Source organism: Mycobacterium sp., assembly GCF_040509115.1.
Taxonomy (GTDB): Bacteria; Actinomycetota; Actinomycetes; order Mycobacteriales; family Mycobacteriaceae; genus Mycobacterium.
The window spans coordinates 1-14,519 of record NZ_JBEVLO010000463.1; the positions used below are offsets into that span (position 1 = coordinate 1).

Annotated in this window: 13 protein-coding genes and 1 pseudogene; 8 read left to right on the plus strand and 6 right to left on the minus strand. The window is 65.9% G+C overall.

The window, feature by feature from the left end:
* The 4 genes from ABW137_RS31635 to ABW137_RS31650 form a co-directional block, all read left to right on the plus strand.
* Positions 1-203, plus strand: a 203-nt coding sequence (locus ABW137_RS31635) for a UTRA domain-containing protein (RefSeq protein WP_526406176.1), incomplete at its 5' end; no start/stop codon positions are given.
* A 428-nt stretch (positions 204-631) separates the two neighbouring features.
* Positions 632-1,609 carry a substrate-binding domain-containing protein gene (locus ABW137_RS31640; protein ID WP_526406196.1) on the plus strand — a complete coding sequence of 326 codons (978 nt, stop codon included), beginning with the start codon at positions 632-634 and terminating at the stop codon, positions 1,607-1,609.
* A gap of 25 nt (positions 1,610-1,634) precedes the next feature.
* Entirely contained in the window at positions 1,635-2,693 is a 1,059-nt protein-coding gene (locus tag ABW137_RS31645; RefSeq protein ID WP_526406178.1) for an ABC transporter permease, read from the plus strand.
* An 18-nt stretch (positions 2,694-2,711) separates the two neighbouring features.
* Positions 2,712-3,542, plus strand: a complete 831-nt coding sequence (locus tag ABW137_RS31650; protein WP_526406180.1) for an ATP-binding cassette domain-containing protein — start codon at positions 2,712-2,714, stop codon at positions 3,540-3,542.
* 112 nt (positions 3,543-3,654) lie between these two features.
* Here ABW137_RS31650 and ABW137_RS31655 read toward each other — a convergent pair whose 3' ends face one another.
* From ABW137_RS31655 to ABW137_RS31670, 4 genes are all read right to left on the minus strand, one after another.
* Positions 3,655-4,674: a serine/threonine-protein kinase gene (locus ABW137_RS31655; protein ID WP_526406198.1), complete on the minus strand. Its 1,020-nt coding sequence runs from the start codon at positions 4,672-4,674 to the stop codon at positions 3,655-3,657.
* A 114-nt stretch (positions 4,675-4,788) separates the two neighbouring features.
* Positions 4,789-6,264 (minus strand): sugar porter family MFS transporter, encoded by a 1,476-nt coding sequence (locus ABW137_RS31660; RefSeq protein WP_526406182.1) that lies wholly within the window; start codon positions 6,262-6,264, stop codon positions 4,789-4,791.
* A gap of 134 nt (positions 6,265-6,398) precedes the next feature.
* The gene (locus tag ABW137_RS31665; RefSeq protein ID WP_526406184.1) at positions 6,399-7,352 is read right to left on the minus strand and encodes a hydroxyquinol 1,2-dioxygenase; all 954 of its coding nucleotides are present in this window, start codon (positions 7,350-7,352) and stop codon (positions 6,399-6,401) included.
* Positions 7,353-7,406: 54 nt separating this feature from the next.
* Positions 7,407-8,492, minus strand: coding sequence for a maleylacetate reductase (locus tag ABW137_RS31670; protein WP_526406186.1), 1,086 nt, complete (start codon positions 8,490-8,492; stop codon positions 7,407-7,409).
* 354 nt (positions 8,493-8,846) lie between these two features.
* Between ABW137_RS31670 and ABW137_RS31675 the strand changes: the two genes are divergently transcribed.
* The 4 genes from ABW137_RS31675 to ABW137_RS31690 all read left to right on the plus strand — a co-directional run bounded on the left by ABW137_RS31675 (position 8,847) and on the right by ABW137_RS31690 (position 13,714).
* Positions 8,847-10,454 carry an IclR family transcriptional regulator gene (locus tag ABW137_RS31675; RefSeq protein ID WP_526406188.1) on the plus strand — a complete coding sequence of 536 codons (1,608 nt, stop codon included), beginning with the start codon at positions 8,847-8,849 and terminating at the stop codon, positions 10,452-10,454.
* A 245-nt stretch (positions 10,455-10,699) separates the two neighbouring features.
* Positions 10,700-11,782 carry a Gfo/Idh/MocA family protein gene (locus tag ABW137_RS31680; RefSeq protein WP_526406190.1) on the plus strand — a complete coding sequence of 361 codons (1,083 nt, stop codon included), beginning with the start codon at positions 10,700-10,702 and terminating at the stop codon, positions 11,780-11,782.
* The gene (locus ABW137_RS31685; protein ID WP_526406191.1) at positions 11,779-12,678 is read left to right on the plus strand and encodes a sugar phosphate isomerase/epimerase family protein; all 900 of its coding nucleotides are present in this window, start codon (positions 11,779-11,781) and stop codon (positions 12,676-12,678) included. Before ABW137_RS31680 ends, ABW137_RS31685 begins: the two co-directional genes overlap by 4 nt.
* A gap of 97 nt (positions 12,679-12,775) precedes the next feature.
* Entirely contained in the window at positions 12,776-13,714 is a 939-nt protein-coding gene (locus tag ABW137_RS31690; protein ID WP_526406193.1) for a class I SAM-dependent methyltransferase, read from the plus strand.
* A 31-nt stretch (positions 13,715-13,745) separates the two neighbouring features.
* Here ABW137_RS31690 and ABW137_RS31695 read toward each other — a convergent pair whose 3' ends face one another.
* On the minus strand, positions 13,746-14,231 hold the full coding sequence (locus ABW137_RS31695; RefSeq protein ID WP_526406195.1) for a hypothetical protein: 486 nt from the start codon (positions 14,229-14,231) through the stop codon (positions 13,746-13,748).
* 125 nt (positions 14,232-14,356) lie between these two features.
* Positions 14,357-14,519: pseudogene (locus ABW137_RS31700) on the minus strand (sugar phosphate isomerase/epimerase); the annotation flags it as partial.

Sequence of the window (14,519 nt, forward strand, 5' to 3'; positions counted from 1 at the left end):
TGCACATCCGGCTGGCCAGGCAACGGATCGGCGCACGGCCCGCCACCAGGGCTGAGGCCCGTCTGTTGACCGAGAAGGCCGGGGCGCCGCTGCTGTCCATGAGTCGCACGGCCTACGACGATTCTGGCAAGGCAGTCGAGTTCGGCGACCACTGCTACCGCGCGTCGCGGTACTACTTCGAAACCACGCTCGTCGACCGCTGAACGATGCCGACTCGCCTCGGATGAGGGCGCTGAGCTGCCGTTCGGTGCCCCTGGCCCGCCTTGGGGGCCGAGATCTGCCCTCGAACCGAGGACGACGCTTGGCGTCGCTCGGGTTCCGGTTGGGCGGCATGGACCGGTTAGCTGTCACGAAAGACGTTGTGAGACAGTTGATTCCGAAATAATTGCCGCTCGGCCAAGGTCGATTGTTTCAGCAAACATTTGACCTGCAGTCCTAATGTCCGAACAAACTATTGACTTCTGCGTGTGATGCGTATTACATCAACGGGGAAGTAGCGATGACCATTACTGGCCGGAGTCAGAAGTTCCGCTCAGGCTCCACTCGAAAGGGAGTACCCATGAAGTTCCGATCAGGCTCGCGGCGCGCCGAGACCGACGCCCCGTCACCGCGGACCAAGCGCGTTCCCTTGATGGTCGGCGCACTCGTGTCCGCCTCCCTGATGGTGGCGGCGTGCTCCAGCACCGGTGGCGCACCCGAGAGCAGCGGCGGTGGCGGCGGCGGCACCGGTGGCGGGGTCAACACGCCGCGGTACACGATCGCGATGGTCACCCACGAAGCGCCCGGCGACACGTTCTGGGACCTGATCCGCAAGGGCGCAGAGGCGGCCGCAGCCAAGGACAACATCGAGCTGAAGTACTCCAGCAATCCCGAGGGCCCGGAACAGGGCAACCTCGTCCAGAACGCCGTCGACAGCGACGTCGACGGAATTGCCGTCACGCTGGCTCAGCCAAATCCCTTGGCCCCGGCCGTGAAGGCCGCCGTCGGCAAGAACATTCCGGTCGTCGCGTTCAACTCGGGCATCGACCAGTTCGCCCAGTTGGGCGCGCTGGAGTACTTCGGCCAGGATGAGTCGATCGCGGGTGAGTCGGCAGGGCAGCGCCTGGCCGCCGAGGGCGCCAAGAAGGTCATCTGCGTCATCCAGGAGCAGGGATCTGTTGCTCTGGAGGCACGGTGCGCCGGCGTCAAGAAGGGCTTCACCGGCGGCTCCGTGGAGAACCTGAACGTCAACGGCCGGGATCTGCCGTCGGTCGAGGCCACCATCACCGCCAAGCTGCAGCAGGATCCCAGCATCGACTACATCGTCACGTTGGGCGCTCCCATCGCCTTGACGGCGGTCAAGTCGGTCGGGAATTCGAACAGCGCAGCCAAGATCGGCACGTTCGACACCAACGCAGCGCTGGTGACCGCGATCAAGGACAAGAGCGTGCAGTGGGCGATCGATCAGCAGCCCTACCTCCAGGGCTACCTGTCGGTCGACTCGCTGTGGCTCTACCTGACCAACAAGAACGTGATCGGCGGTGGCAAGGCGGTCCTGACCGGTCCTTCGTTCATCGACGCCGCCAACATCGACTCCGTCGCCGAGCTCGCCTCGGCGGGCACCCGCTGAGTATCGGCCTAGCGAAAGACACCTCATGACTACCCAAGCAGACCTCGACCTCGGGACCCACAAGGTCGTCACCGACGAACGGGTGAAAGAGCAGAACCGTATGCAGCGGCTGCTGATTCGCCCCGAAATGGGTGCACTGATCGGTGCGATCGGCATCTTCATCTTCTTCGCGCTCGTCGCACCGCCGTTCCGCAGCCCCGAGGCCATGGCCACGGTGCTCTACGCCAGTTCGACGATCGGCATCATGGCCGTTGCCGTGGGACTGCTGATGATCGGCGGCGAGTTCGACCTCTCCGCAGGCGTCGCCGTCACGACCAGCGCCCTGGCGGCGTCGATGCTGTCCTACAACCTGCACCTGAACATGTGGGTGGGTGCGGCACTCGCCTTGGTCGTCTCGCTGGCGGTGGGCTTCCTCAACGGCTACCTGGTGATGAAGACCAAGATTCCCTCGTTCCTCATCACACTGAGTACGTTTCTCATGCTCACCGGCATCAACCTCGCGGTCACCAAGCTAATAACCGGTCAGGTGGCGTCGTCGAACGTGGCCGACATCCAGGGGTTCGATTCCGCCGCCTGGTTCTTCGCCCACCGCTTCAACATCGGAGGCGTCGGCATCAGCATCTCGGTTCTGTGGTGGGTTCTGTTCACCGCGATTGCCACCTATGTTCTGTTCAAGACGCGCATCGGCAACTGGATCTTCGCCGTCGGCGGCAACCTCGACAGCGCCCGCGCGGTCGGCGTTCCCGTGAACAAGGTCAAGATCGGCCTGTTCATGTTCGTCGGCTTCGCGGCCTGGTTCGTCGGCATGCACGTGCTGTTCTCGTTCAACACGATTCAGTCCGGCCAGGGAGTTGGCAACGAGTTCCTGTACATCATCGCCGCCGTCATCGGTGGCTGCCTCCTCACCGGCGGCTATGGCACGGCGATCGGCACCCTGATCGGCGCGTTCATCTTCGGCATGACCAACCAGGGCATCGTCTACGCGGGCTGGAACCCGGACTGGTTCAAGTTCTTCCTCGGCGCGATGCTGCTCTTCGCGGTCGTGGCCAACAACGCGTTCCGCAACTACGCGGCGAAGCACTAGGGCGAAAGGAGACAGTCAATGGCTACCACTCTGATCAAGGAGCCCGAAGCCGAGACCCCGTCGGGCGGCGATGGCAGCGGTGCACCGCTCGTCGAGCTCAAGGGCGTTGGCAAGAGCTACGGAAACATCATCGCGCTCAAGGACATCAACCTCCGGGTGGGTGCGGGGCAGGTGACCGGCGTGCTCGGAGACAATGGCGCAGGCAAGTCGACGTTGATCAAGATCATCGCCGGTCTGCACAAGCCCACCGAGGGCGAGCTGCTGGTCGACGGCAAGCCGATGACCTTCGAGTCGCCCAAGGACGCGCTGTCCAGCGGCATCGCCACCGTGTACCAGGACCTCGCGGTGGTCTCGCTGATGCCGGTGTGGCGCAACTTCTTCCTCGGCCAGGAGCTGCGAAAGAAGGGGATCCTGAAGTCGTTGGACATCAACGCGATGCGCGCGACGACGATCTCCGAACTGCACAAGATGGGCATCGACCTGCCCGACGTCGACGCCCCCATCGGGTCATTGTCGGGCGGTCAGCGTCAGTGCGTGGCAATCGCCCGCGCGGTGTTCTTCGGAGCCCGCGTGCTCATCCTCGACGAGCCAACGGCCGCACTGGGCGTCAAGCAGTCGGGTGTGGTGTTGCGCTACATCACCGCGGCCAAGGAGCAGGGCTTCGGCGTCATCTTCATCACTCACAACCCGCACCACGCGCACATGGTGGGCGACCACTTCGTGCTGCTGAACCGCGGGCGCCAGAAGCTGGACTGCACCTACGACGAGATCGACCTCGAGCATCTGACTCAGCAGATGGCCGGTGGCGACGAGTTGCAGGCGCTGTCCCACGAGCTGGGCCGCAAGTAGCGGATCCACGTCCCGATCTCAGAACCCCGTCGGCCGAACGGCCGGCGGGGTTTTGTGCGTACGAGCGAGCAGCCGGCGCGAGTATGGGTTTCACCACGGCTCGCGGTGGAATCTACTTACGACGCAACTTCTTCAGCCGTCGGCTCACCCTCGTGATGGCGGGAACGCTCTCGGCGATGGGCATTTCGATGGTCGGGACCGACCGTTCGTTGAGGCGGGGCCTGCGACGAACCACGAAGCTTGGGGCCTCGGCGGCCGGCCCACCGACCTGCTCCGCACCGCCGTCGAATCCAGCCGTCTCCGGTCGTCGCGCCGCGGCGATCTCGCGCGCGAATTGCAACCCGTCCTGGGGCCGTCGACTCGGGTCCTTGGCAAGCGAGCGGGCGATGAGAGCCTGGATGCGGACGCCTGCTTCGTCGGGAAGCGGGTCGGGTTCGTGTTCGATGTGGCTGGTGGCCAGGGCAACTGGACCGTCACCGGTGAAGAGCTTTCTGCCCGTGATCATCTCGTACCCGACCACGGCGAGGGAGTAGACGTCACTGGCCGGGGTGGCCCCGTCGCCCAGTGCCTGCTCCGGTGACACGTAGTGGGCTGTTCCCATGACGATGCCCGCGTGGGTCAACGTGGCCTCACCGCTGATTCGCGCAATACCGAAGTCAGTGAGCTTGGCGGTGCCGTTCTTCATGACCAGGATGTTGCTCGGCTTGACGTCGCGGTGCACGACGCCGGCGGCGTGCGCGTGCCCGAGAGCACGCGAGGTGCCCTCCAAGATGTCGAGGGCCCGTTCGAGCGGCACCCTGACGTTCTTGTGGATGACGGCATCGAGGGGCTCACCGGGAATGAATTCGGTTGCGAGATAGGTGATCGTCTGTCCCGGCATGACCACGTCGTCGGTGAAGTGGCCGTAATCGACGAAGCGGGCGATCCCGGGATGGTCGAGGGCCGCGATCGTATCCGCCTCGCGACGGAATCTTGCCTGGGTGACGACGTCCTCGGACACGTCATCGCGTAGGACCTTGAGAGCGACGAGCTCCTTGGTGTGAAGGTCCTTGGCCTCCCACACCCAGCCGGTTCCGCCAACGCCGATCAGCCGCTTGAGCCGGAAGCGGTCGGCGATCGTGAAGCCTGCCATCAGCGCCACGGCGGTGCCTCCTTCCGGCTGGCGAAGACCGCAATCGACCGTTTCGGCGCGAACGCCGGGAACGTGTCAACGGTACGGCAGCGCGGCGTGCTGCCGCGTCGTGGATCAGCGGCGCATGCCGACGTAGATCTCGCCGGTGGTGACGACTTCTTCGAGCGCCTCCAGGGAACGACCGCGGGTTTCGGGCACCTGGGTGTACACGAACACCAGGGCGCCCACGCCGATGGCGGCGAAGAGGAAGAAGGATCCGGTGATACCGATGCCCGCGACGAGGGATGGGAAGAACAGCGCCAGGAAGCCATTGGTGGTCCAACCGAAGAAGGCCGAGATCCCAAAGCCCAGTCCCCGCATGTGGAGTGGGAAGATCTCGGCGAGCCACACCCACACGGCGATGTTGAGGAAGGTTTGCATCGACATCACGAATGCGGTGACCAGAGCCAGGATCACGAACGGGCGTGCCGGGTTGCCCGCTGGCAGCAGCATCGAGGCGACACCGACGAGGCAGTGGCACGTGGTCGTCAACGAGAGTCCGATGAGGAAGGTCTTGCGCCGGTCCAGCCGGTCCATGTTGCGCAGCGCGATGATGCCACCGAGCACCGCGACCACTCCGAAGGCGATGTTGGCCAGCATCGCCTGGTTCTCGGACATGCCGGATTCCTCGAGCACCCGGGTGCCGTAGTACATGATCGAATTGATTCCGGTGAGCTGTTGGGTCATGGCGACCCCGATGCCGATGAGGATGATGCGAACCAGCCACCTGTTCCTCAGGATGGCCTTGATCCCAACGACGTGCTCCTTCTTCTCTTCTTCGGCGATCTGTTCGACCTGGCCGAGTTCGGCGATGGCACGATCCTCGGGACGGATGGTCTTGAGGATTGCGAGCGCTTCGTCGCGGCGGCCCTTCTCGACCAGCCATCGTGGCGATTCGGGCATCCGCAGCATGCCGATGAACAGCGCGACTGCGGGCAGGGCGCAGACGCCGAACATGAAGCGCCACACCCCGTCGATGTGACCCCACACGGTGCCGATGATCGCATTGCACACGAAGGCGGCGAGCTGACCCGAGACGATGGCCAGCTCGTTGCGTCCGGTGATCGAACCGCGGATCTCGAAGGGGGCCAGTTCGGCGAGGAATACCGGCACGACCGTGGAGGCTCCTCCGACCGCGAGGCCGAGGATGATGCGTCCGGTGACCAGGACACCGAATCCGGTGGCGGAGAACGTACCCGGCTCGGGTCCGGCCGGTGAGAATACGACGAACAGGACGCCGACGAAGAACAGGACGGCGAGCACCAGGATGGTCTTCCGGCGTCCGATGGCGTCGGAGAGTCGGCCTCCGATGAGCGCACCGAGCGCGGCGGCGAAGATGAGCGAGCTGATGACGACGCCCAGCTGAAGCAGGGAGAGCCCCAGCTCCTTGGCCATCGGCCCTTCGGCGCCATTGGCCACACCGGTGTCGTAGCCGAACAGCAGACCGCCCAGACAGGCAACGATGGAGATGAGCCCGATCCGTTTGAGGTGCGGTCCATCATCGAGTGGCGGGAGTTTGTCTTCAGCCGCCGAGGCTGCGTGTGTAGTCATGCGATTGACTCCTTTGTCGTGCGGCGCGGCCGCCGCGGGTCCGTACTAGGCGTTGACGAGCCGTAAGGCCAAGAGCGTGAAGAAGAGTCGTGTCACCGCCCCACCATTCGTCGGTAACCGAATCGCCGAAGGATTCACGGGGAGGCCGGGGACGCCATTGCCGTGTCGGGGGCGAGGACGATGTCGAAGCGGGCGCGGGACCAGGGGTGCTGGGCGAGGTCGCGTCCGTCGGGGGTGGGGGTGCCTGCGGGTTGCTCCGTGAAGTCGGTGATCAAGGATTCCTTGACCCCGAAGACGGTGTCGCGGTCGAGGAGTTCATCGCCGGCGACGAAGATGTGGGTGACCAGGGTGCGGTGGCCGGGCGCGGCGACCATGAAGTGCAGATGCGATGCGCGCATCGGGGAACGGCCGGTGGCGGCCAGCATGCGGCCGACGGGTCCGTCATGAGGGATGGGGTAGGGCGTGGGGGTGAGGGCCCAGAAGCGGTATCGACCGTCGTGGTCGCTGAACAGATGCGCTCTGGCCGCGACCCGGTCGTCGTCGTATTGCACGTCGTAGAAGCCGTCCTCGTCGGCTTCCCACACCTCGATCCGGGCGTCGGGGATCGGTTGCCCGTCGACGTCGGTCACCGTTCCCTCCACCCAGCAGGGTTCTCCGGAGGCACCGCCGGAGACGTCGCCGCCCTGATCGATGCGCGGCGAGTTCTCGGTGAAGAACGGGCCGAACACGGTCGCCTCGGTGGCATCGCCGTGGGCGACGTTGTTGACGTTGATGGTCTGCATGGAGGCACCCAGGACGTCGGAGAGCAGGATGAACTCCTGGCGACGATCGTCGGTGATGTGCCCGACCTCCGTCAGGAATTCGATCGCGGTGTTCCATTCGGCCTCGGTGAGGCGGACGTCGCGGATGAACGCGTGCAAGTGGCGGACCAGTGCCGTCATCAGCAACGTCAGGCGCTCGTCTTGGCAGCCGTCGAACGACCCCATGACGGTGCGGGTCAGGTGTTCCTCGATCTCGCCCTGACGGTCCGAGACACTCACCCCGTCGAGGAGAGTGGAGCCCTCTTGGCTTGAGACTTGTTGGCTCATAGGAGTTCTCGCTTCATCGTCATTGGCACGCCTCTGCTGATGGTGGGTGGGTCGTCACGATGCGGCGGACGCCTGGCTGGGGGGCCACTGGCCCGCCCACGCCGCAGACAGGAGATCCCGGACGGATTCACGCGTGATCGGTCGGGGGTTGCCGTAGGACCGGCTGGTGACCTCCTCGGCAATGCGTTCGACGTCGGATTCCTGCATGCCCAGTTCGGCGAGGGAACGGGGGGCGCCGAGTTCCCGCGACAGGTGCCACAGCCGGTCTGCCGGGCTCGCGTCCACCCCGAGCGCCCGGGTCAGGGCGTCGACCGCAGCGGGTGCGTAGGGCTCGTTGAACGCAAGGGCGTAGGGGAGTACGACGCTGTGGGTGTCGGAGTGGGAGAGGTTGAGTGTTCCGCCGAGTGCATGGCACAGCTTGTGGTGCAGCGACATCGTCGTCGCTCCCAGTGCGGCGCCGCACATCCACGCTCCGTAGAGCGCGAGTTGACGTCCTTCGACGTCGGCGCCGTCCTCGACGACGACGGGCAGGGCCGCGGCGAGGGCGCGTACGCCCGCTTCGGCCATCAGCGAGATGACCGGGGTGGCATCGGGTGCGTACAGCGCCTCCACCGCGTGGGCCATCGCGTTGAGTCCGCTGGTGACGGACATGCCGATCGGCAGGCTCATCGTCAGCTCGGGGTCGTAGACGACGCTGCGCGGTAACACCTTTGGATCCCGCCCGGTCTCCTTGCGCCCGTCGGTGGTCAAGCCCCACACCGGGGTCATCTCCGAACCGGCGTATGTGGTGGGCACGGCCACGATGGGCAGACCGTGCTTGAGCGCGATGGCCTTGCCGAGTCCGATCGCCGATCCGCCTCCCACGCAGACGCAACCGTCGGCGCCCAGCGAGACGGCCTCGGCCTGCGCGCGTTCGGCGACCTGCGCGGGCACGTGCATGACGGCATCGGCACGTACGCCGACGCTACGCTCGCCAAGGGCCGAGGCCACGAGCTCACCGGCGTCCTCCTGGCCGGGCGAGCACAACACCAACACCCGGCGCAGCCCGATCTCGTCGAGTTCCTCGGGCAACGACGCCACGGAACCGGTGCCGAAGCGGACCCGCATCGGGAGGGCTTCGTAGCGAAAGTCGAAGGTCATCGGTGGTGATCTCCTGGCCGAGGGTGGGTCAGCGCTGGCACGCGGTCCGACGGCGCCGTTGGTCGGGGCTGTTGACGTGGGCACCGTCAGATGGTCCCGGACGGTGTGATGAGGTCCAGGCGACAATCTGCTTCCACCTGTCGGACACTCTGTTCATCTAGTACTATTAGAGCTCATCATGGTGATCCACGCAACTGTCTTCAGTGGACGTGACCGACGTCTCGCGTGCAAGGGGGATCGTGGTCCCGGGTCCTCCAGGGTCGGCTCGAGCCGGCGTGACCGGCACGCGAGCGCCCGATGGACCAGGATTCCCATGACCGCCCAGGCTCAGGAGTGAACGAAAGAGTGAGGCCAGTGAACGCCATTCAGTTACTCGGGAAGGCGGGCCAGATCGTCGACGAGCTCGCCCGGTGGGGGGCTCTCACTGCCGCCGAGTTGGCCAAGGCCACCTCGGAGCCGCGCCCGTCGGTGTATCGGATCGTGGCCGCCTTGGAGCAGATCGAGGCCGTACGCACGGCGGGAGATGGTCGGTTCGAGCTGGGCCCCGCCGTGCTCAGGTGGAGTGATGCGGCAGTCGAGTCGTTCGTCAACCGACACAACCTGCGAAAGCAGTTGCGCTGGGTGCGTGACCAATTGGGCATGAACGTGTACTTCTGCGTACCACATGCCAACGGAGTCCTGTGCCTGGATCACGTCGACGGAACCGCGGTGGACATGCTCGACCTAGGCCCGGGGCGGATGCTTCCGCGCCACGCGGGTGCGGCGTCGTCCGCCCTCATGGCGTTCGCCACCCAGGACGTTCGTAGAGAACTGTTGGCCGCCGCGCCCTTCGAGTCCTTCGCCTCGAAGACCCCGACCAGTGCCGAGGCGCTCCAGGACAACTTCGAGGAGATCGTGGCCCGTGGTTGGAGCGTCGATGACAGTGAACTCGTCGAGGGGGTGGCCGCGGTTGCGGTCCCGGTGCGACGGGCCGACGGTCACACCGCGGCCGTGATCTCGGTGGCAGGTCTGCGGGTCGGCGTCCTGCGGCAGGAGTCGACCGCCGCGGGTGTCCTGCAATCGGCCGCCCAGCAGATCGCCGAGGCCATGGCCGCACCGACGGCGACCCTGGGGCCGGTGGGTGGCGCCGACACCCCGGCGCACGACGCCGGCGCAGAGGCCACGCGGGCTCCGTCCCTGGTGGTCAAGGCCGGGGCGCTCATGGAGGCGCTGGCGCAAGAACGCATCGCGACGTCGGCCCGGCTCACGGAGTTGATCGACGAGCCGGCCAGTTCGGTCTACCGCATGCTCGCCACGCTGGCCGACATCGGCTGGGTCGAGCAGATCGGGCACCGCGGTGCGTACCGCGTCGGCGGCAAGGTGCTGTCGCTGGCCAGCGACCTGACCCGCCACCTGGACATCCGCCGTGCCGCCCTGCCGGTGTTGAAGCGCATTCACGAGGCCACCGGTGAAACCACCTTCCTGTGCGTGCGGCACGGCACCCGTGCGGTGTGCATCGAGCGCATCGACGGCATCCGCGTCAACAGTCGGGTCCTGAGGCTGGGTCGGTCACTGCCGCTTCACGTCGGCGCGGCACCGCGAGCACTGCTGGCCTTCGAGGACCGCGAGGGGTGGGAGGAGTACGCCGCCATTGCCGCACTCGCCGAGAACCTGGGCCGCGACATCTCGCGCTCGGCGCTGTACGCCGAACTCGAGGTCATCCGCAACGCCGGCTTCGTCGTGAGCGACAACACCGTCACTCCCGGCATTGCCGCCGTCGGGGCGCCCATCTTCGACGACCGAGGCTCAGTGGCAGCTTCACTGTCGGTCAGCGGCCTGCGCGAGGGCGTCTTGGCGGAGACCGCGGACGGCGCCCCGTCGGTCACCGACCTGGTCCGCGCCGGTGCCCTCGAGCTGTCGCAATACCTCGGGTTCAAACCCCCGCGTGGTGAACGTACCGGCGAACCAGCGCTCCCTCGGTAGGCACGCCCGGTGTGATGGCATCGCCACTTGACCCGTGATGTGTCACATGCAACAATTGGACACGTTGTCCGTTAGGTGAGACCGACTCGGTTGCGACTCGGTCCCCGCCGCGAATCGACTCGCTCATCCCGCGATCGCGGCATCGGTGGCGACGCCAACGGTTACGTAGTCCTCAGAACAGGCGAAGCCCCCAGAAACGTCGAAGCCCCCAGAAACGTCGAAGCCCTGAAACGAAGGAGACGATGATGTCTGATCCCATAGTGGTCGGCCTCCTCGGCATCACCCATCCGCACGCTTCTGCGCGGGTGCGCGCCCTGCGGGAAATCGACGGGGTGGAGGTGGTTGCGGCCGCCGACGACGATTCGCGTCTGCAGTACTTCACCGACAAGTATGACCTGCAAGCCCGGACCGTCGACGAAATCCTCGGCGACCCACGAATCAACGCGGTCATGGTCCATTCCAAGAGTCGCGACATGGTGCCCCATACCGTGGCTGCCCTCGCCGCCGGAAAGTCCGTCGTCGTGGAGAAGCCCGGCGGAGGCACCGTGGACGATCTCGTCACGCTGCGCGAAGCCGAGGCCGCCCATGCGGATCTCGTCGTGCAGGTCGGATACAACGTCCGACTGGCTGAATCCGTAACCCGAGCAAAGGAATTGATCGAATCCGGGCTGATCGGCGACGTGGTGACGGCGTCCGCCCGCGGAGCAGCGCTGGCGGGCGAGCACCTCACCCAGCATCTCAACCAGCCCGCAGACATGGGCGGGGTGCTGTGGATTCTCGGTTGCCACGTCCTCGATTCCCTGGTCCGGGTGTTCGGAGCCCCGGAGTCGGTCAATGCCCGGGTGCACAAGTCCCCCAAGCTGTCCGACGAGAAGAGTCGCGAGGACTCCGCAGCTGCCCTGCTGAACTACCCGGACATGTCGATCACCTTCAACTTCGACGGCCACGACCACTTGGAGTGGTTCGAGAGTTCGTGCATCACGATCTATGGCACCGCCGGCATGATCGAGGTCGGGATCCTGCCGCAACGGCTGCGCGTCTATGTCGACGCGGATCGCGCGGGCTACCCCGCAGGCTGGACCGAGTGGACGCAGAGTTACTTCACCCCACCGTTCGCCAGGACCGAGCTCAACAGGTTCTCCGAACTGCCCGAGCTGGAGAACATCAGCAACTTCTACACCGAGATGCGTGGATGGATCGATAGCATCCGCACCAAGGCGCCGATCGTGTCGCCGGTGTCCGACGCGCTGACCGTGGCTCGCATCGTCGACGCGTGCTACCGCTCGGAGACGCAGCACGGCGCCGAGATCGAAGTGGGCTCGGCATGACGAATGACGTCGCGGACGCCATCAGCCCAGCGTTGATCGCCACCTGCTGGACCAGCGCGGGCAACGCTGCGCCACTGCGCGAGGACGAGACCAGTCCGGTCTCGTTGGCCCAACGCATTACGGCCATCGCCGACACTGGTTGGCAGGGAATCGGGTTGGTCCACGCCGACCTCGTCCAGGCCCGTGACACCATCGGGTACGCGGAACTGTCCAGGATGATTCGCGACGCCGGCATCGGCATCGTGGAGGTCGAATTCCTCAACGACTGGTGGGCCACCGGGGAAGTGCGGGCAGCATCCGATCTGTTGCGCGCCGAGTTGTTCGAGGCGGCTACGGCGCTCGATGCTCGTCACATCAAGATCGGTGCCGGACTGACCGACGACCCGCTGCCGTTGGCCACGATGGCCAGCGCCTTCCGCGACCTCGCGGACGAGGCCGCAGACGCCGGAGTTCTGCTGGCTTTGGAAGCCACGCCGTTCTCGCATCTGCGGACCACCGCCGAGGCCGTGGAAGTCGTCACCAGCTCGGACAGCCCAGCCGCCGGATTGATGATCGACATCTGGCACACCCACAAGACGGGTCTGTCGCATGACGATCTGTGGAAGGTCGTGCCCATCGAGCGAGTGATCGCCGTGGAAGTCGACGATGGCTTCGCAAGGACCAACAAGACAGTGATGGACGTCGTCGACGACACCATCAACCACCGGACCTATTGTGGCCGTGGCGACTTCGATACCGCCACCTTCATCCGGCGCACGATCGATGCCGGGTATGACGGGCCGTGGGGGGTCGAGATCATCTCCGCCGAGCACCGTGGCACTCCGGTCGTCGATGGTTTGCGCATCGCTCGTTCGACGGCGCTGGAGAGCTTCCGGCAAGCGTCGCGCCTGGCCTGATCCGACCGGCGTCGGACGGGGGCCCAGGTCTTGTTGCCAGGTTCCACGGGCACAATCGATAGTGGAGCTAGGTAACGACGGCGGAGGGAAGCGATCAATGGCCAGGACCGACAACGACACGTGGGACATCAACGAGAGCGTCGGCGTCACCGCGCTCGGCGTCGCCGGAGGCAGGGCGGCCGAGACCAGGAGCTCCAACCCCCTCATCGACGACCCGTTCGCGAGCCTGTTCCTGAATGCGGCTGGCGATGGCATCTGGAAGATCTATCTCAGCGACGAACCGCCTGCCGAGCTGGTCGAGGTCGACCCCGACTTCGGTAAGCGCACCGAGGCGATGAAGAGCTACATCGGCTCGCGCACCAAGTTCTTCGACGAGTTCTTCCTCGCCGCGGCCGCCGACGGCGTCCGTCAGGCCGTCATCCTGGCATCGGGGCTCGACGCACGGGCCTGGCGACTGGCCTGGCCTCAGGGAAGTGTGGTCTACGAGATCGACCAGCCCAAGGTGCTCGCATTCAAGCTCGAGACGCTGGAGTCCCACGGTGTCGAGCCCATCGCCCGGCTGGTCGACGTCGGCATCGACCTTCGCGAAGACTGGGCGAAGGCGTTGGTGGACGCGGGCTTCGACCCTGCCGCGCCGACGTCGTGGTCGGCCGAGGGGCTGCTTCCGTACCTGACGCCGGAGGCGCAGGACCTCCTGTTCGACCGCATCCAGTCGCTGAGCGCTCCGGGCAGCCGGGTTGCGGTCGAGGCCTTCACGGGTGAGTTCTTCAGCGACGAGAGCATCGCCCAGCGCAAGGAACAGATGGAGAAGTACCGGGAAGTTGCGGAGAAGCTCGGCAGCGACGCCGGAACCGACATCGGCGAACTTCTCTACGAGGGGAAACGGACCGAGGTCACCGATTGGCTTGGCGCACATGGCTGGAAGGTCACCGCCATCACCTCCGACGATCTGTTGGCGAGCTACGGCCGCACACTCCCGAGCGACGTCGACGCGCCGGTGCCGAACAGCGTGTTCGTCGAGGGGCGGCTTCCCTAGGGTCGCTGGGACGGGGAGCCCGCCGGCACGCTCACGCCGGTCGCAACTGCCTGACGTCGCCCCTCGGCCCCCGTAGTTCAGGGAGCACCTGGTGGCGGAGCAGGGCGAGCACACCCGAATCGGCGAGAGGGATCAGGACGGCGCCGTCGGCAATGCCCAAACCATGGATGTCGTTGATCAACCCCACCAAGCCCGTCGGCGTTCCGACGTACGAGAGAGTGTCCCCGCCACCGCGGCCGTCGGCTTCGCTCATCGTCTTCCTGGCGGTCCGGGCATCGCGGGCGATCACGACCTCGATGTCGACCAGGACGTCGACGCCGGGGCGGTCATAGCGGACAGAGGCCGCCCGCCGAGCGGCGTCGCTGAGATCGTGCGCCCGAATGCGGACGAACTCGCCGGCGCCGTCCACCCGGACGTCCGTCCCGGCGGCAACGCCCACGCGCACGGGTCCGGTCGGTGTGATGTCGAAGGTGGCCATGGTGCCCCTCGGGATGCGGTGGGTGCCGTATGTCGTCATACGGTCCTTGTCGCAACGTCGAAAGGGCCGCCAGGCTTCCACGGCCGACGGATGAGCATCGAACGGGCACCTGGGAGCCGGTTGGCCGAGCGGCCCGCAGGTGATCAGGCCCAGGGTCCGAGCGATCACACAGTGGCGTCCTGCAGTGCCGCATTCGCGGCCTTGAGCACCTCCGCCGCCACCGCGATCCCTTCGATGCGCCCCAGCTCGGTGTCCTCGTGCTCGATGTTGACCAGCATGTCCGGGTCGACCTCGTGCAGGGCGCGCAGGAATTCGGTCCAGTAGGCG